Annotated in this window: 21 protein-coding genes; 16 read left to right on the top strand and 5 right to left on the bottom strand. The window is 65.6% G+C overall.

What is annotated here, in order from left to right; all coding sequences use genetic code 11:
- Positions 1 to 6: 6 nt before the first annotated feature.
- Positions 7 to 339, bottom strand: a complete 333-nt coding sequence (locus C7455_RS13575) for a hypothetical protein (RefSeq protein ID WP_109669086.1) — start codon at positions 337 to 339, stop codon at positions 7 to 9.
- Between the two features lie 104 nt (positions 340 to 443).
- Between C7455_RS13575 and C7455_RS13570 the strand changes: the two genes are divergently transcribed.
- Both C7455_RS13570 and C7455_RS13565 read left to right on the top strand, forming a co-directional pair.
- Positions 444 to 1034 (top strand): Crp/Fnr family transcriptional regulator, encoded by a 591-nt coding sequence (locus C7455_RS13570; protein WP_109669084.1) that lies wholly within the window; start codon positions 444 to 446, stop codon positions 1032 to 1034.
- A gap of 68 nt (positions 1035 to 1102) precedes the next feature.
- A complete protein-coding gene (locus C7455_RS13565) occupies positions 1103 to 1294 on the top strand; it encodes a YgaP family membrane protein (protein ID WP_109669082.1) in 192 nt (63 codons plus the stop codon).
- Positions 1295 to 1345: 51 nt separating this feature from the next.
- Here C7455_RS13565 and msrA read toward each other — a convergent pair whose 3' ends face one another.
- Positions 1346 to 2026, bottom strand: coding sequence for a peptide-methionine (S)-S-oxide reductase MsrA (gene msrA, locus C7455_RS13560; protein WP_109669080.1), 681 nt, complete (start codon positions 2024 to 2026; stop codon positions 1346 to 1348).
- Positions 2027 to 2174: 148 nt separating this feature from the next.
- Here msrA and C7455_RS13555 point away from each other — a divergent pair, with 148 nt between their 5' ends.
- The 8 genes from C7455_RS13555 to C7455_RS13520 all read left to right on the top strand — a co-directional run bounded on the left by C7455_RS13555 (position 2175) and on the right by C7455_RS13520 (position 9664).
- A complete protein-coding gene (locus tag C7455_RS13555; protein ID WP_109669078.1) occupies positions 2175 to 2882 on the top strand; it encodes a sulfotransferase-like domain-containing protein in 708 nt (235 codons plus the stop codon).
- A 58-nt stretch (positions 2883 to 2940) separates the two neighbouring features.
- Complete coding sequence (locus C7455_RS13550) at positions 2941 to 4755, top strand: adenine deaminase (RefSeq protein ID WP_109669076.1); 1815 nt, start codon at positions 2941 to 2943, stop codon at positions 4753 to 4755.
- Positions 4752 to 5525: a hypothetical protein gene (locus C7455_RS13545; RefSeq protein ID WP_109669074.1), complete on the top strand. Its 774-nt coding sequence runs from the start codon at positions 4752 to 4754 to the stop codon at positions 5523 to 5525. The genes C7455_RS13550 and C7455_RS13545 overlap by 4 nt, the downstream gene beginning before the upstream one ends.
- Positions 5522 to 7006, top strand: a complete 1485-nt coding sequence (locus C7455_RS13540) for an AMP nucleosidase (RefSeq protein ID WP_109669072.1) — start codon at positions 5522 to 5524, stop codon at positions 7004 to 7006. Before C7455_RS13545 ends, C7455_RS13540 begins: the two co-directional genes overlap by 4 nt.
- Before the next feature lie 134 nt (positions 7007 to 7140).
- Positions 7141 to 7431: an HU family DNA-binding protein gene (locus C7455_RS13535; protein WP_109669070.1), complete on the top strand. Its 291-nt coding sequence runs from the start codon at positions 7141 to 7143 to the stop codon at positions 7429 to 7431.
- 161 nt (positions 7432 to 7592) lie between these two features.
- On the top strand, positions 7593 to 8465 hold the full coding sequence (locus C7455_RS13530) for a DMT family transporter (protein WP_109669068.1): 873 nt from the start codon (positions 7593 to 7595) through the stop codon (positions 8463 to 8465).
- Positions 8466 to 8528: 63 nt separating this feature from the next.
- Positions 8529 to 9242 carry a cytochrome c biogenesis CcdA family protein gene (locus C7455_RS13525; RefSeq protein ID WP_109669066.1) on the top strand — a complete coding sequence of 238 codons (714 nt, stop codon included), beginning with the start codon at positions 8529 to 8531 and terminating at the stop codon, positions 9240 to 9242.
- A 20-nt stretch (positions 9243 to 9262) separates the two neighbouring features.
- The gene (locus C7455_RS13520) at positions 9263 to 9664 is read left to right on the top strand and encodes a thioredoxin family protein (protein ID WP_109669189.1); all 402 of its coding nucleotides are present in this window, start codon (positions 9263 to 9265) and stop codon (positions 9662 to 9664) included.
- 11 nt (positions 9665 to 9675) lie between these two features.
- Here C7455_RS13520 and C7455_RS13515 read toward each other — a convergent pair whose 3' ends face one another.
- Complete coding sequence (locus tag C7455_RS13515) at positions 9676 to 10014, bottom strand: DUF2794 domain-containing protein (RefSeq protein ID WP_109669187.1); 339 nt, start codon at positions 10012 to 10014, stop codon at positions 9676 to 9678.
- 103 nt (positions 10015 to 10117) lie between these two features.
- Positions 10118 to 10987: a branched-chain amino acid aminotransferase gene (locus C7455_RS13510; RefSeq protein WP_109669186.1), complete on the bottom strand. Its 870-nt coding sequence runs from the start codon at positions 10985 to 10987 to the stop codon at positions 10118 to 10120.
- A 192-nt stretch (positions 10988 to 11179) separates the two neighbouring features.
- On the opposite strand from C7455_RS13510, the gene C7455_RS13505 reads away from it, so the two are divergent.
- The 6 genes from C7455_RS13505 to dxs are packed head-to-tail and all read left to right on the top strand — an operon-like array spanning position 11180 to position 16417.
- Entirely contained in the window at positions 11180 to 11695 is a 516-nt protein-coding gene (locus C7455_RS13505) for a MarR family winged helix-turn-helix transcriptional regulator (RefSeq protein WP_245904329.1), read from the top strand.
- Entirely contained in the window at positions 11692 to 12405 is a 714-nt protein-coding gene (locus C7455_RS13500; RefSeq protein ID WP_109669064.1) for a response regulator, read from the top strand. Before C7455_RS13505 ends, C7455_RS13500 begins: the two co-directional genes overlap by 4 nt.
- 16 nt (positions 12406 to 12421) lie before the next feature.
- The gene (locus tag C7455_RS13495; RefSeq protein WP_109669062.1) at positions 12422 to 13354 is read left to right on the top strand and encodes a histone deacetylase family protein; all 933 of its coding nucleotides are present in this window, start codon (positions 12422 to 12424) and stop codon (positions 13352 to 13354) included.
- Positions 13351 to 13596: an exodeoxyribonuclease VII small subunit gene (locus tag C7455_RS13490; protein WP_109669060.1), complete on the top strand. Its 246-nt coding sequence runs from the start codon at positions 13351 to 13353 to the stop codon at positions 13594 to 13596. Before C7455_RS13495 ends, C7455_RS13490 begins: the two co-directional genes overlap by 4 nt.
- Before the next feature lie 3 nt (positions 13597 to 13599).
- The gene (locus C7455_RS13485) at positions 13600 to 14466 is read left to right on the top strand and encodes a polyprenyl synthetase family protein (protein ID WP_425450646.1); all 867 of its coding nucleotides are present in this window, start codon (positions 13600 to 13602) and stop codon (positions 14464 to 14466) included.
- Positions 14467 to 14497: 31 nt separating this feature from the next.
- Positions 14498 to 16417: a 1-deoxy-D-xylulose-5-phosphate synthase gene (gene dxs, locus C7455_RS13480; RefSeq protein WP_109669058.1), complete on the top strand. Its 1920-nt coding sequence runs from the start codon at positions 14498 to 14500 to the stop codon at positions 16415 to 16417.
- Positions 16418 to 16465: 48 nt separating this feature from the next.
- Here the strand turns inward: dxs and C7455_RS13475 are convergent, their stop codons facing one another.
- Complete coding sequence (locus C7455_RS13475) at positions 16466 to 17254, bottom strand: ion transporter (RefSeq protein ID WP_109669057.1); 789 nt, start codon at positions 17252 to 17254, stop codon at positions 16466 to 16468.
- Positions 17255 to 17258: the final 4 nt, after the last annotated feature.

The following is a 17258-nucleotide window of genomic DNA, read 5'->3' as shown; positions in this document are numbered from 1 at the left end:
CCGCCGTCAGTCGTAGAAGGCCGTCATCTGCGCCACGATCACGGAGTTTTCGTCCAGCGCGCGGTCCATCAGGGCGATTTCCTCGGGGTCGATTTCCTCACCCTCCGCCTCGCGTTCGGCGCGGGTGCCGTGGCCGCTGACGTCGAGCGGCGCAAGATCCGCCTGTTTCAGGACCGCCACGGTTTCGCGCACCGCCTCGGCCTCGTCGATGCCGGCGGCGTAGCACATCAGCGCCGCGCCGGTCGCCTTGTCGGGCAGGCCGTCGCCGGTCTTGCGGCCGACCTCGACAACAAGGGTAAAGACCTCGCGGGTCCGGGGGCTGGGGGTGTCGTCGGTCATGGCGCCTTCGATGCGCGGGCGGGCCCGGCCTGTCAAGCGGTGTTGACCGCGATGCGGACAGGCGAAACAGTTCGCCCGTGTCAGATCGTAAAGGGCCAGTGCAGATGATCCGCCGTTTTGCCGCCCGCACGGGCGATGTGCTGTTCCATCCCGGCGCGGCCTGCCCCGGCTTTCTGATCCTTGAACAAGGCACGATCCGGGTCACCCTGACGGCAGCAAACGGGCGCGAGGTGGTGCTCTATCGGGTGGCCGCAGGCACGGTTTGCCTGCAGACCTTCACCTGTCTGGTCAGCGGCGCGCATTACAGCGCCGAAGGCGTGGTGGAGGCCGATGTGGCGGGCGAAATCGTGCCGGCCGACCAGTTCCAGACCCGGCTGGCCAGCGACGATGCCTTTCGCACGCTGGTGTTCGACGGGGTGGCGCAGCGTTTCGCGGAATATCAGCGACTGGTCGAGGAGGTGGCGCTGACGGGCTTTGATGCGCGGCTGGCGCGCGTGTTGCTGCGGTTGGTCGATGCGGCGGGCTTTGTCGCCGCGACCCACGCGGCACTTGCGGCCGAAACCGCCTCGGGCCGCGCCTTTGTAAGCCGCAGGTTGGCCGAGTTCGCGCGGGCAGGTGTGGTGGAACAGGAAAAGGGCGGTGTGCGCATCCGTGACCGGAGCGGGTTGGAACGGATTGCCGCAGACAACCGGTGACAGTGTCACCGTGCGCAACAGCCCGTATGTGCCAGAGTGCTTCTATCAAAAAGGAAAGGACGCACATCATGCCCCGCAACGAAGGCACCATCGACCGCGCCTTGCGCATCATCGCAGGCCTCGTGCTGATCTCGCTCGTATTCATCGGGCCCCAGACCGCTTGGGGTTGGGTCGGCATCGTGCCGCTGGCCACCGGCCTCGTGGGTTTTTGCCCGCTCTACCGTCTGCTCGGGATCAATACCTGCGCACTGAAGTCCTGAGCCTGAACGGGGTCCTGTCCGCCACGCCATTGGCATGTTGGACAGGACCGTTCAGCCCGCGCCTTGGTGGATGAAGGGCGCATCCGCGCCCCAAAGCTGTTCGACGCGCGCATCGCGCCCACAGGCATTGCGGTAGAGGTCATAAGCCACCGATTTCCGTCGTGGCCCGAACCGGGTGAGGATCACGTCCTCGGACCGGTAGTAATCTTGATGATAGGCCTCGGCCGGATAGAACGGCGCGGCATTGCGTATTGGGGTCACGACCTGTCGGCCCAGATAACGGGAGGCTTGGGCCAGCGCTGCTTGCGCCGCTTGCCGTTCGGCTGCGGTTTCGACGAAGATGGCGGTGGTGTAGCTTTCGCCCCGGTCGCAAAACTGCCCGCCTGCATCCAGCGGGTCGATCGAGCGCAGGAAGAGATGCAAGAGCCGGTCATAAGGCAGGATGTCGGCGTCATAGGTGATTTCCACCACCTCCAGATGGCCGGTACCGCCCGCCACGACATCGCGGTAGGACGGGTTGGGCACCGATCCGCCCGCAAAGCCCGACACGACCTCGACCACGCCGGGCACGCGCTCGAAATCGCTTTCCACGCACCAGAAGCAACCGCCCGCGACGACGGCGGTGCGGATGTCTTGCGCCTGCGCGCGGCTGGTCTGGGCGGCGAGGGCTGCGACGATGCCAACGGTCAGGGCCAGCGCCTTGATCGGGGCGGAGTGGGGCAGGCGGGGCATGGCATGTCCTTTCGCGTGGGACGCAAGACAAAGCATAGCGGCAGGGCGCGCGGTGCAAGCAACCTGTGCGTGATCTCACGCAAGAGTGACCCCTTGCGCCTTCTGCGCTTGCCCGGCCTTATGCCCGGGCACCAGCGGGAGGGACGGGATGAAAATCGCGATGTGGTCGGGGCCGCGCAACCTGTCGACGGCGATGATGTATGCCTTTGCGGCGCGCGGCGATTGCGCGGTCTGGGACGAGCCGTTCTACGCGCCTTATCTGGCGGCGACGGGCGCCGATCACCCGATGGCCGCCGAGATCGTCGCGGCGCATGAAGCCGACCCCGCGCGGGTTGCCGCCGCCTGCGCCGGGCCGGTGCCGGGGGGGCAGGCGCATTGGTACATGAAGCACATGCCGCACCACATGATCGCGGGTTTCCCGCTGGACTGGGCGGGGGCTTGCGTCAATGTCCACCTCATTCGCCACCCGGCCCGCGTGATCGCAAGCTACGCCGAAAAGCGGGGCGAGATGACCTTGGAGGATATCGGCTTCTCGCAGCAACTGGCTTTGTGGCAGGCCTTGCCCGGGCCGGTGATCGACAGCGCTGACATCCGCACTGACCCTGCGCGCGCCTTGGGGATGCTGTGCGCCGAGATCGGCTTGCCGTTCCACGATGCGATGCTGCACTGGCCCGCGGGGCCGCGGAGTTATGACGGGGTCTGGGCGGCGCATTGGTACAATGCCGTCCATCGCTCCACCGGCTTTGCCGGGGCCGAGGGGCCGCTGCCCGAGGTGCCGGAGGAGCGCCGGGCGCTGCTCGACGGCGCGCTACCGATGTATGAAGCGATGCGGGCCCGCGCGCTGAGCTTCGCCTGAGGGGTCGCGTCACCCAACGGTTGCTTGCGAAGGGCGGCGCGATAGGGGAAATTGCGACATGGAACAGCGACATATCCCCCCGTTTCCGGCCTGGCCCGATGTGGCCTCTGATCTTGTGGCAACCGCGGCAGGGCGCGCGCCCGCCGATCTGGTGCTGATCGGCGCCCGCGTCGTGCTGGTGCAGACCCGCGAGGTGATTGAGGGTTGGCAGGTTGCCCTGCGCCATGGCCGGTTCGCCTATGTCGGGCCGGACGCCAGTCATTGCATCGGGCCTGACACCGAGATCGAGGATATCGGGGGGCGCTACCTGATCCCCGGCCTGTGCGACGGGCACATGCATATTGAATCCGGCATGCTGACGCCCGCCGAATTTGCCCGCGCGGTGATCCCGCATGGCACGACCTCCATGTTCACCGACCCGCATGAGATCGCCAATGTCTTTGGTCTGCGCGGGGTGCGGCTGATGCATGACGAGGCGCTGATGCAACCCGTCAACATCTGGACGCAGATGCCCTCGTGCGCGCCCTCCGCCCCCGGTCTGGAAACCACGGGCTACGAGATCGGGCCCGAGGATGTTGCCGACGCGATGGGCTGGCCCGGCATCATCGGGCTGGGCGAGATGATGAATTTTCCGGGCGTCGTGAATGGCAGCCAGCAGATGCTGGCCGAGATCGCCGAGACGCAGAAGGCGGGCAAGACTGTGGGCGGGCATTACGCTTCGCCCGATCTGGGGCCTGCGTTTCACGCCTATGTCGCGGGCGGGCCTGCGGATGATCATGAGGGCACCTGCGAGGATGACGCGGTTGCGCGGATGCGGCAAGGGATGCGGTCGATGATCCGGCTGGGGTCGGCGTGGTTCGACATCGAAAGCCAGATCACGGCGATCACCGAACGGGGGCTTGATCCGCGCAACATGATCTTGTGCACAGACGATTGCCATTCCGGCACGCTGGTGCACGAGGGGCACATGAACCGGGCGGTGCGGCACGCCATTGCCTGTGGCTGCGAGCCGTTGGTGGCGCTGCAGATGGCCACGATCAACACCGCCACCCATTTCGGTTTGGAGCGTGAGATCGGCCAGATCGCGCCGGGGCGGCGGGCGGACATGATCGTGACCTCGGACCTGAGTGCGCTACCCATCGAGCGGGTCTATGCGCGCGGTCGCAAGGTGGCCGAGGGCGGCGTTTGCCTTGCCGAGTGTCCGCATCTGGACTGGCCCGCCGACACGCGCGGATCGGTGCATCTGGGCAAGGTTTTGGAGGCCGCGGATTTCGAGATCGCCGCGCCCGCAAGCGCCGCCGAAGTGCGGGTGCGGGTGATCGGCGTCGTCGAAAATCAGGCGCCGACCGAGGCGCTGGAGGCTGTGCTGCCGGTGATGGCGGGTGTGATCGAAGGCCGCGACGGCGTCGCCCAGATCGCCTTGGTGGAACGGCACCGGGGCACCGGGCAGGTGGTGAACGCCTTCGTCTCGGGTTTCGGCTATGGGCCCGGCATGGCCATGGCCTCGACCGTGGCGCATGACAGCCACCACATGATCGTGGTGGGCACCGACCGCGCGATGATGGCACGCGCCGCCAACCGGCTGGCCGAGGTCGGTGGCGGTGTCACCGTCTGGAAGGACGGCGCGGAACTGGCGCTGGTCGAACTTCCCATCGCGGGCCTGATGTCGGACAGCCCGGCGGCCGAGGTGGCCGCCAAGGCACAAGCCATGGTCGCGGCGATGGAGGTCTGCGGCTGCACCCTCAACAACGCCTACATGCAACATTCGCTCTTGGCGCTGGTCGTCATTCCCAGTTTGCGTATTTCCGATCTGGGACTGGTGGATGTGACGCGCTTTGCCCTGACCGACCTGATCGTGGAGCCGCACGTATGACCCCCAGCTTCGCCGATGAGGTGCGCGCCCGCCTCCCTGCCGCGCTGCATCTGCCCGATGCCTTCGCCGCCGTCTTCGACTGGGCCGAGGCGCAGGGGCAAAGGGACGTGTTCCGGCGCGGCGACAGCGCCGATTTCGGCAGCCATTACCTGTCGATCTATCCGCCGGGCCAGATGGAGGCCGCAGGGGCCAGCTACGTCATCTTCAATTTCGAGGCCGGTCCACCCATCCATGCGCCAGGCGAGGCGATGCTGGCGCGGATCGCCACGGTGGCGAAGATTGCAGGCGATGGCGGGCGGCTGGGCTTCTGGTGTGACGCGGATGGTGTGCAGCAGATCGTCGTGTTCAACCATGGCATCCCTTACGTTTTGACCGCTGACCCGGTGGTGGCAGTGCAGTTCCTTGGCCTTGGCTATCCGGAGCCTGCTTGTCTGGAGGACCCGACCATTTCGCCCGAGGAAGAGATGGCCTTTCCGGGCGCGCCGCCGCTCATGTTGCCGCTGGGTTATCGCGACTTTCTGACGGCCCGGTTCGGTCGCCCGTTGCCCCGAACCGCCGCCGATCTGGGCCTCCGCATCCCCGCCTTCGACGACTCCGACCCGCTGCGCGATTGGATGGAGGCCGAAACCCAAGATCCCGACCCGTCCACGGTGCCGGGCCTGACCGCAGACAACCCCTTTGTCGTTTCCGCCGACCTTGCCGCCAAGCTGGGCCCCGAAGGGCTTGCGGCGATCAGGTCGGCCTATCCCTTTGTGAAGATCGAGACATGACCGTGGCAACCACCAGCATTTCCACCCCCGACCAAGGCCAGAGGACACAGGTGTTCACCGATGCCGACAAGGCCGTCGCGCATCTGCAGGCGCTCTACATCGAGGCGACCGAGTTCCTGCGCGACCGTTTCGCCAAGACGCTGCGCGACGGTGCTCCGGGCGATACGCGCTATCGCGCGTACTACCCGGAAATCCGGATCACGACCGCAACCTATGCGCTGACCGACAGCCGCCTGAGCTTTGGCCATGTGGCCGAGCCGGGCAGCTATTCTACAACGATCACGCGGCCCGACCTGTTCGGCAACTACCTGCGCCAGCAGATCGGCCTTTTGCTCAAGAACCACGGTGTGCCGGTCGAGATCGGGCCGTCCTTGACGCCCATCCCGGTGCATTTCGCGGTGGCGGGTGACAACGCCATCAGCGTGCCGCAGGAAGGGGCGGGCGATTTCACGCTGCGAGACGTGTTCGACGTGCCCGACCTTTCGACGACCCATGACGACATCGTCAATGGCCTGGGCTTTACCTACGAGGATGGCGCGCATCCCTTGGCGCCCTTTACCGCGCAGCGGGTGGATTATTCGCTGGCGCGGCTCGCGCATTACACCGCGACCGACCCGGTGCATTTCCAGAACCACGTCCTGTTTACCAACTACCAGTTCTACGTCGACGAGTTCGAGACCTATGCCCGCACCATGCTGGCCGACCCCGCCAGCGGCTACACGGCCTTCGTGGCGACCGGGAATGTCGAGATTGCCGACCCCGACACGCCCATCGCGCAGCCGCCCAAGATGCCGCAGATGCCGACCTATCATCTGAAACGGGCGGACGGGAACGGCATCACGCTGGTCAACATCGGCGTCGGGCCGTCGAACGCCAAGACCGCGACCGACCACATCGCGGTGCTGCGTCCGCATGCCTGGGTCATGGTGGGTCATTGCGCGGGGCTCAGGAATTCGCAGCGTCTGGGCGATTTCGTCCTCGCCCATGCCTATCTGCGCGAGGACAAGGTGCTGGATGATGACTTGCCGGTCTGGGTTCCCGTGCCCGCGCTGGCCGAGATCCAGGTGGCGCTGGAAAATGCGGTCGCGCATGTGACCGAGCTGGAAGGTTTCGAGCTGAAGCGGATCATGCGCACGGGCACGGTGGCCAGTCTTGACAACCGCAATTGGGAACTCCGCGACCAGACCGGGCCGGTGCAGCGCCTGTCGCAATCGCGCGCCATCGCGCTCGACATGGAAAGCGCCACGATCGCGGCCAACGGGTTCCGGTTCCGGGTGCCTTACGGGACGTTGTTGTGCGTGTCCGACAAGCCGCTGCACGGCGAATTGAAACTGCCGGGCATGGCCTCCGATTTTTACAAGACCCAAGTTGCGCGGCATCTTCTGATTGGAATCCGGGCCATGGAAACGCTCCGCGACATGCCCCTTGAGCGGCTGCACAGCCGGAAATTGCGCTCTTTCGAGGAGACGGCCTTTCTCTGAGGGGCGAAAAAACGCCACAAAGGCCATGTTTTTGGGCTTTTCATGCACACGAAGCGTTGTGTGGACCCACAATATTCGGTTAGTTTCCCGCCAACGGGCCCAAGGGCTCGGGCAGTCGTCAGGAGAATAAGACAATGGCACAAAAACCCATGACCAAAACCCAGCTTGTCGCGGCCATCGCCGAAGAGATGGGTGGGGACAAGAAAACCGCCGGGGCCGCGCTGGACGCCGTCACCGCCATCGTGACCAAGGAAGTCGCCGCAGGCGGCGCCGTCACCCTTCCGGGCATTGGCAAGGTCTATTGCCGCGAGCGCCCCGAGCGCATGGTCCGTAACCCCGCCACCGGCGAGACGATCAAGAAAGAAGCCGACAAGCAGGTCAAGGTGACCATTGCCAAGGCGCTCAAGGACAGCGTGAACGGCTGAGCCATCGGGCCCTTCAGGGTCCTACAGGCCGCGCGCCCGTACCGGCGTCGCGGCCTTTTTCTGCGCGCAGGCTTAGGGTGTGACCTGCGGCGCGACCCGGAATCGGCTTGCCCCGGCCCGGCGATCCGCGTTTTGTGACGCCGGGGACGGTAAGGCACATCATGGATATTCGCGCGCTGCTTGCTGGGCTGGTGTTCGCCCTCATCTGGTCGTCGGCCTTTGCCTCGGCCCGGATCATCGTCGAGGCCGCGCCGCCGCTGACCGCGCTGGCGCTGCGCTTCTTGATCTCCGGGGCGATCGGCGTGGGCATCGCGCTGGCCATGGGGCAGTCGATGCGCCTGTCTGCAGCACAATGGCGGGCGGTGGTGGTGTTCGGCATCTGCCAGAATGCGCTTTATCTCGGCCTCAACTTCGTTGCCATGCAGTGGATCGAGGCGTCGCTGGCCGCGATCATCGCCTCGACCATGCCGCTGCTGGTCGCCGCAGCATCCTGGGGGTTGTTTCGCGACCGGCTGCCGCCGCTGGGCTTGGCAGGGCTGGCGGCGGGGTTCTTTGGTGTCGGCCTCATCATGCTGCAACGCCTGTCGGGCGGGGCGGACGGGCTTGGCATCGCGCTGTGCCTGATCGGGGCAGTGGCGCTCAGCGTTGCCACGCTGGCCGTGCGGGTTGCCGCGCAGGGTGGCGGCAACCTGCTGATGATCGTGGGGTTGCAGATGTTGGTGGGCTCCGCCGCGCTGGTGCCTGTCGCCGCGCTGACCGAGACGCTCAGCGTGGCCTGGTCCACGCCGCTGGTGCTGGCCTTTGTGTACACGACCCTGATGCCAGGGCTTGTGGCGACGCTGATCTGGTTCTGGCTGGTGGGCCGCATCGGGGCAACGCGGGCCGCGACCTTTCACTTCCTCAACCCGGTTTTCGGGGTCGCCATCGCCGCCGTTCTGCTGGGCGAACGGCTGTCTTGGATCGACGGGCTGGGTGTGGCCATCGTGGCGGCGGGCATTCTGGCCGTGCAATTGTCGCGGGCCAAGGTCACCTGAGATCACGCCAAATCACGGGCATGTTTGATGACAGGCGCGCGCGGCTGATCCATCACTCGCGCCATGGACATCATCCTTGCATATGCCGCGGGCCTTCTGACGCTGATCAACCCCTGCGTGTTGCCGATCCTGCCGATCGTGCTGGCCGGTGCCTTGCAGGCCAGCCGCTTCGGCCCGCTGGCCTTGGCGGCGGGAATGGGGCTGGCCTTTGTCACGCTGGGGTTCGGCGTGATCGCGGCCGGCCATTTGGTCGGCCTGACCGAGGAGACGGTGGCCCGTGCGGGCGCCGTCCTTATGATCGGTTTCGGCCTTGTGCTGCTGGTGCCGCAGGCGCAGGCCCGGTTCGCTCTTGCCACCTCTGGCGTCGCCGCGCGCGCCGATACGGGGATGAACGAGCTGCCGCGCGACGGCTGGCAGGGGCAATTCCTTGGCGGCCTTTTGCTTGGCGCGGTCTGGAGCCCTTGCGTTGGCCCAACGCTGGGCGGTGCGATCTCGCTCGCCTCGCAGGGTGAGGATCTGCTTCGCGCCTTTGCCATCATGGCGGGGTTCGCCCTCGGGATCGGCACCGTCGTCGTGGCACTTGGCTACGGCGCGCGCGGGCTGATGCAGCGCCACATGGGGCGTCTCCGCCGCTTCGCTCAATCCTCGCGGCCTGTTCTGGGCGCGGTCTTCGTTTTCGTCGGTTTTGCCATCCTGATGCGCTGGCACCAGATGGCAGAAATCTGGCTGCTCGATCGGCTGCCGATTTGGCTGCAAGACCTGTCGGTCGCCCTCTAATCCCCATGGAGTTCCCCAAGATGCAAAGACGCCCCTTTCTGATCGGTGCCGCGGCGCTGGCCCTGACGCCGTTGGCCCGCCCTGCTGCCGCAATGGTCGACTACACCCCCGGGCTTGTCGATCAGCGGTTGGCCAATGGCGAGACCTTGCTGGTGGATTTCTGGGCCAGCTGGTGCAGTACCTGCCGCGCGCAGGAACGTGTGATCGAGGGGTTGCGGGCTGCAAACCCCGCCTATGACGCGGCAATGGGTTTCGTACGGGTAGATTGGGACCAGCATGGCGATGGCGATCTGTCGCGCCGTCTCAACATCCCGCGCCGCTCGACGCTGGTGGTGTTGCGCGGCGATCGGGAACTGGGCCGCATCGTGGCCGGCACGCGCGAGCCGGACATAAGGGCACTGCTGAATCTGGGGCTGGCCTGACCTGCCGGCCCTCAGGGGTCGACCACGCGGATCAGCTTGCGTTCCAGCACGCGCAGCACGGTCTTGAGGTCATGGCCGCGCTTGAGGATCTGCCCGTCCATTCCGATCACGCAATACATGCCCTGACGCTCGCGCAGCTTGGGCCGCTTTTCGATCCGATAGAGCGGGTATTCGGCGGTGCGGCGAAAGATGGCAAAGATCGCCACGTCAGACAGATGGGAAATCCCGTAGTCGCGCCATTCGCCAGCCGCCACCATGCGACCGTAAAGGGTCAGGATAACGCCCAGTTCCCGGCGGTCGAAAGCAACCTGTTCCGTGCGTGCGGCGGGCCCCATGGGCTGGACATGCATCACCATTCGTTGATTGTGGGCGCGCTGGCCGCGGAAATCAAGCGCGGAACGCAAAACGGCCCCGCTATGTGACGGGGCCGTTTTCCTGTCGATGAGTTGACCGTCAGGCGCGAACCAGCGTCTCGTAGGCCTCGGACATGTGCCGCGTCAGGCTACCCACCTCGAAATTGTAATCGCCGATCTGGCCCACCGGCGTGACTTCGGCGGCGGTGCCGGTCAGCCAGCATTGCTCGAAGCTTTCCAGCTCCTCGGGCATGATGTGGCGTTCATGCACGGTGATCTGACGCTCAAGCAGCATGCCGATGACGGTCTGCCGGGTGATGCCGTTCAGGAAGCAATCGGGTTTGGGCGTGTGCACCTCGCCGTCCTTGACGAAGAAGATGTTGGCCCCCGTCGCCTCGGCCACATAGCCGCGATAGTCGAACATCATGGCGTCCGAGCAACCCTTTGCCTCGGCCGCGTGCTTGGACATGGTGGCGATCATGTAGAGGCCCGCCGCCTTTGCCGCAAAGGGCGCGGTTTCGGGTGCGGGGCGGCGCCATTTGGCGATGTCGAGCTTGGCGCCCTTGGTCTTGGCGTCGCCGTAGTAATTGCCCCAGCTCCAGGCCGCGATGGCCAGATGGACCGGGTTGCGCTTGGACGACACGCCCATGTCTTCGCCCGACCCGCGCCAGGCAACCGGGCGGACATAGGCATCGGTCAGCCCGTTGGCCTGCATCACTTCGTATTTCGCGGCTTCGATCTCGTCCACCGTCCACGGGATCTGCATGTCGATCATCTCGGCAGAAGCCAGCAGGCGGGCGGAATGCTTGCGGGACTCAAAAATGGTGCCGTTATACGCCCGCTCGCCCTCGAACACGGAGGAGGCGTAATGCATCGCATGGGTCAGGATGTGCACATTGGCCGACCGCCAATCCACCAGCTTGCCATCCATCCAGATCTTGCCGTCACGGTCGTCATAGCCACCGGCCATCTCGCTGATCCTCGTCCAGTTGACCGGCTCTTCCAACCGGTTGGTTTTCGAATGTTGCGTGAATTACGTCCGATACGGACATAAAGTTGCGCAAAACGCCCTCTTCGCTAGCAATTGATTCTTGGAAAGTCAACAAGGCTGACTTAAACTGGATTCAAATCCCGAATGGGACAGGACGGGAGGGACAATCTGATGGCGGATCGCAATCTCGCGAATGCGATGGGACGTGGCGAAAGCCTCCTCTTCCTGACGGACGATCAGTTGCGCCGCGGGATCGAGGCGATGTTCTTTGCCTATCGCGGCTTTACCGCAGACCCCGACCGGATCTTGCAGGAATACGGCTATGGGCGCGCGCATCACCGGGCGATCCATTTCATCAACCGCTCGCCCGGCACCACCGTCAACAACCTATTGTCGATCCTTGGCGTCACCAAACAGTCGCTCAACCGGGTCTTGCGCACGCTGGTCGAGGATGGGCTCGTCGACAGCCGCGTCGGTGTGCGCGACAAGCGCGAGCGTCATCTCTTCCTGACGCCCAAGGGTGCCGATCTGGAACGTGCCCTGTCCGAGGCGCAGCGCAACCGCATGCGCGATGCGTTCCGTGCCGCGGGGCCCGACGCGGTGTCGGGCTTTCGCGCGGTGCTGGAACAGATGATGGACCCCGACATGCGGCGCCATTACATCGACGGCGGGGATGGCCCGCGATGACGGTCGATATCGGCGCCCATCTGCTGATCGTGGATGACGATGAACGCATCCGCGGCCTGTTGCAGAAATTCCTGATCCGTCACGGCTTCATGGCGACGGTTGCGCGCGACGCAGGCCAGGCGCGGCGGTTGTTGATGGGCCTGTCCTTTGACCTGATCGTGCTCGACGTGATGATGCCCGGCGAGGATGGGCTGAGCCTGTGCCGCGCCATCCGCGACAGCCATGCGACCCCGATCCTGCTGCTGACGGCGCGGGGCGAGACCGGCGACCGCATCACCGGGCTGGAAGCAGGGGCCGATGACTACCTTGCCAAGCCCTTCGAGCCCAAGGAATTACTGCTCAGGATCAATGCCATCCTGCGTCGGATGCCCAAACCCGCGGCCGAGGCAGAGGTGCCGCAGGTTCTGCACCTCGGGCCGATCCGCTATGACCTCGAACGCGGCGAGATGTGGCGCGGCGCGGACCCAGTGCGCCTGACCGCGACCGAGGCAGCCTTGATGCGCATTTTCACCGGAGGTCCGCACAAGGCCTTCAGCCGTGGCGATCTGGTGACGCTTCTGAACCGCGACAAGATCGGTGGCGAACAGGTGCAGGAACGCGCGGTGGATGTGCAGATCACCCGCCTGCGCCGCAAGATCGAGACCAACCCGAAACAGCCGCGCTATTTGCAGACCGTGCGCGGAGCGGGTTACATGCTGGCACCGGACTGATACGGGAGCCGTCTCCATGACCCTACTTGTCGAAAACCCTGCGGGGCTGGACCATCTGACGCCCCCCGGCCATCCAGAACGGGTCGAGCGGCTGCAAGAAATCAACGCTGCGCTCTCGGCGCCCGAATTCGACGGGCTGACCCGGATGCTGGCACCCATGGCAGATGAGGCTGCGCTGCTGCTGGGTCATCCGCAGGACTACGTCGACGCTGTGCGCCGCCAGATCCCCGACAGCGGGATGCACGGCCTTGACCCCGACACATGGGCGAGCCCCGGCACGTGGGAGGCCGCCTTGCGCGGTGTCGGCGGATGCATTGCCGCCGTCGACGCGGTTGTGAGTGGCGGTGCCAAAAACGCCTTTGTCGCCACCCGCCCGCCCGGTCATCACGCCGAAAAGGCCCGCGCCATGGGCTTTTGCCTGTTCTCGAATGTCGCTATCGCCGCCCGGCACGCGCTTGAGGTGCATGGGCTATACCGCGTCGCGGTCGTGGATTTCGACGTGCATCACGGCAATGGTACGCAAGACGTGCTGTGGAACGAACCCCGCGCGCTCTTCGTCTCGTCGCACCAGATGCCGCTATACCCCGGCACGGGGGCGGCCAGTGAGCGCGGCGGGTCCAACAACGTCTTGAACCTGCCGCTTGCGCCCGGATCGGGTGGCGCAGAGATGCGTCGCGCCTATGAGACCCACGCCTTTCCCCGTCTTGCGGAGTGGCAGCCCGAGTTGATCCTGATCTCGGCGGGCTTCGATGCCCATGCCGGTGATCCGCTGGCGAACCTGATGTGGACGGAGGAGGATTTCGCCTGGATCACCCGGGGCCTGTGCGACATCGCGGACGAGGTTTGCGGCGGGCGCGTGGTCTCGACTCTCGAAGGGGGGTATGATTTGCCCGCGCTGGCGGCCTCGGTCGCGGTGCATCTGACGGAATTGAAGGAGCGAGGCGCATGAGCGAGGGCAAACCGATCGGCGAGATGAGCTTTGAGGAGGCCATCCGCGAGTTGGAACAGGTCGTGACCGCGCTTGATCGCGGCGATGTGGCGCTGGAGGACTCCATCAAGCTCTACGAACGCGGCGCGGCGCTGAAAGCCCGTTGCGAGGCCAAGCTGAAGGAGGCCGAGGAAAAGGTCGCGCAGATCACGCTAGACGCCAACGGCCAACCTACGGGCACCACCCCGGTCGAAGGTCTGTGACAGGTGTTCACGGCGGCGCTCGACACGGCCCAGCGGGCCATCTCGGACTTTCTTGAACAAGAACTGGCCCGCCTCGGGGATGACCGCGTGGCCGCAGGCATGCGCTACGCCACCAATGGCGGCAAACGGTTGCGCGGCTTTCTCGCCCTTGAAAGCGCCTCGCTGTTCGACGTTCCGCCTGCGCAGGCGCTGTTCGCTGCGGGGGCTGTGGAATGCCTGCACGCCTACAGCCTTGTGCATGACGACCTGCCCTGCATGGATGATGACGATTTGCGCCGCGGCCAGCCCACCGTCCATGTGAAATGGGACGAGGCGACCGCCGTTCTGGTCGGCGACGCGCTGCAGACCTTCGCCTTTGAATGTCTCGCCGATCCCCGCGCGGGCAGCGCAGACCAGCGCATCGACCTCGTCGCCACCCTCGCCCGGGCCAGCGGCGCGCAAGGCATGGTGCTGGGTCAGGCGCAGGATATCGCGGCTGAGACCGCCGCCACCCCCCTCACCCTGCCGCAGGTGCAGGAGTTGCAGCGCAACAAGACCGGCCACCTGATCGAATGGCCCGCGCTGGCGGGGGCCATTCTGGGCGGTGCCGATCCCACGCCATTGCGCCAATACGCCCGCGCCATCGGTGTCGCCTTCCAGATCGCCGATGACATCCTCGACGTCACGGGCGATGCCGCTACCGCGGGCAAGGCGCTGCAAAAGGATGCGGCGGCGGGCAAGGCCACCTTTGTCTCGCTGCTCGGTCTCGACGGTGCCCGGGCCGAGGCGCAGGCGCTGGTCGACACGGCCGAGGCCGCGCTAGCGCCCTACGGCAATAAGGCGCATAACCTTGCCGCTCTCGCCCGCTACATCATCGCGCGCGACAAGTAACGCCTCAGCCCGGCCCAAGGAGGCCAAGCCAGTGACCACCCGCCCCACCACCCCGCTCCTCGACCGCGTGACCTCGCCCGCCGATCTGAAGCGCTTCACCGACGCCGAGCTGCGCCGCCTTGCAGACGAACTGCGCGCGGAAACCATCTGGTCGGTCAGCCAGACCGGCGGCCATTTCGGCGCGGGCCTTGGCGTGGTGGAAATGACCGTGGCCATCCACGCCGTCTTCGACACGCCGCGCGACAAGCTGATCTGGGATGTCAGCCACCAGAGCTACCCCCACAAGATCCTGACCGGACGGCGCGACCGCATGGGCACAATCCGGCAAAAGGACGGGTTGTCGGGCTTCACCAAACGCTCGGAATCGCCCTATGATCCGTTCGGCGCGGCACATTCTTCTACAAGTATTTCCGCAGCACTCGGCTTCGCTGTCGCCCGCGACCTCGGCGGCGACTGCCCAACCGGCCATGGCGATGCCATCGCGGTGATAGGCGACGGCGCACTGTCGGGCGGCATGGCCTATGAGGCGATGAACAACGCGGGCCATCTGGGCAAGCGCCTGATCGTCATCCTCAACGACAACGAGATGTCCATCGCGCCACCCACCGGCGCCATGTCCTCCTACCTCTCCCGGCTCTACGCAGGTGCGCCGTTTCAGGAACTGAAGGCGGCGGCCAAGGGCGCAGTCTCGCTCCTCCCCGAACCGTTTCAGGAAGGCGCGCGCCGCGCCAAGGAACTGCTCAAGGCCGCGACCGTAGGCGGAACCCTGTTCGAGGAATTGGGCTTTTCCTATGTCGGCCCCATCGACGGCCACGACATGGACCAGCTTCTCGCCATCCTGCGCACCGTCAAGGCGCGCGCCGACGGCCCCATGCTGATCCACGCCATCACGAAAAAGGGCAAGGGGTACGCCGAACACCGCGCAGACCGGGGCCATGCCACCGCGAAATTCGACATTCGCACCGGCGAACAGGCCAAGGCCCCGGCCAATGCTCCTTCCTATACAAAAGTCTTCGCCCAGACCCTGATCGCCGAGGCCGAGCGCGACCCAAAGATCGTCGCCGTCACCGCCGCCATGCCCGATGGCACCGGGCTTGACCTTTTCGCCGAACGCTTCCCGGGCCGCACCTTCGATGTCGGCATCGCCGAACAGCATGCCGTCACCTTCTGCGCGGGCATGGCGGCGGGCGGGCTCAAGCCCTTTGCCGCGATCTATTCCACCTTCCTGCAGCGCGGCTATGATCAGGTCGTGCACGACGTTGCGATCCAGCGCCTGCCGGTCCGCTTCGCCATCGACCGCGCGGGGCTTGTAGGGGCCGATGGCGCGACCCATGCGGGCAGCTACGACATCGCCTTTCTGTGCAACCTGCCCGGCTTCGTCGTCATGGCCGCCGCCGATGAGGCGGACCTCCGCCATATGATCGTGACCGCACTTGCCATCGACGACCGCCCGTCCGCCTTCCGCTTCCCGCGCGGCGAGGGTGTGGGCGTCGACCTGCCCGAGCGTGGAGAGGTGCTGGAGATCGGCCGCGGCCGCCTGATCACGCAAGGCAACCGCGTCGCCATCCTGAACTTCGGTGCGCGGCTGAAAGAGGTGCGCGAGGCCGCCGAGGCACTCGCCCAGCGCGGCATCACCCCCACCATCGCCGACGCCCGCTTCGCCAAACCCCTCGACCGCGACCTGATCCTGCAGTTGGCCCGCCACCACGAGGCCCTCATCACGCTGGAAGAAGGCGCGGTGGGCGGCTTCGGCTCCCATGTCGCGCATCTCTTGGCCGAGGAGGGCGTGTTCGACACCGGACTCAAGTTCCGCTCCATGGTCCTGCCCGACATTTTCATCGATCAGGCCAGCCAGACGGATATGTATGCCGTGGCCAAGATGAACGCCTCCGACATCGAGGCCAAGGTGCTGGATGTGCTGGGCGTGGCGAGGTTGGAGAAGCGAGCGTAGGGTGGGCGATCTGCCCGCCCCGAATGTCAGGTGGGCAGATTGCCCACCCTACTTCAGCCGCTCCTCGATCTGCCTGAGCCGTTCCAGCACCTCGTCGCGGTAGGCATCGGTCGCGGCGTTGCTTTCCTCGGCGTGGGCGTCTTGCATTGAATTCACCACCAGACCCACGATCAGGTTCACCACCGCGAAAGTCGTGACCATGATGAAGGGCACGAAGAACGCCCAAGCATATGGATAGACCTCCAGCACCGGGCGAACGATGCCCATCGACCAACTCTCCAGCGTCATGATCTGGAACAGCGTGTAGAGCGACGCGCCGATCGAGCCAAACCATTCGGGGAAGCTGCCCGCGAACAGCTTGGTCGCCATCACCGCGCCGATGTAGAAGATGATGGACATCAGCAAGAAAACCGAGCCCATTCCCGGCAGCGCGGTCAAGAGCCCCTCGACCACCCGGCGCAGGGACGGGACCGTCGAAATGATCCTGAGCACCCGCAAGATGCGCAGCGCCCGCAGCACCGACAGACCTTGCGCACCCGGCACCAGCGCGATGCCGACGATGATGAAGTCGAAGATGTTCCACCCCGACCGGAAGAACCTTGGCCCGAGCGCCACCAGTTTCAGCACCAGTTCGACCACAAAGATCGCAAGACACGCCTGATCGAGTGCAAGGATGAGGGGACCGGCTGCCGCCATCACCGTCGGCGAGGTTTCCAGCCCGAGGATCACGGCATTGAACAAGATCACGCCGATGATCGTGTTACGCACCACAGGGCGTTCCAGCCATGCGGCCAGACCGGCGCGGAAGCCCGCGTCTTGGGAAATCGTGTCGCTCATTCTG

The sequence above is a fragment of the Roseicyclus mahoneyensis genome, from assembly GCF_003148775.1.
In the GTDB taxonomy this organism is placed as follows: domain Bacteria; phylum Pseudomonadota; class Alphaproteobacteria; order Rhodobacterales; family Rhodobacteraceae; genus Roseicyclus; species Roseicyclus mahoneyensis.
This window is presented reverse-complemented; position numbering and strand designations above follow the sequence as displayed.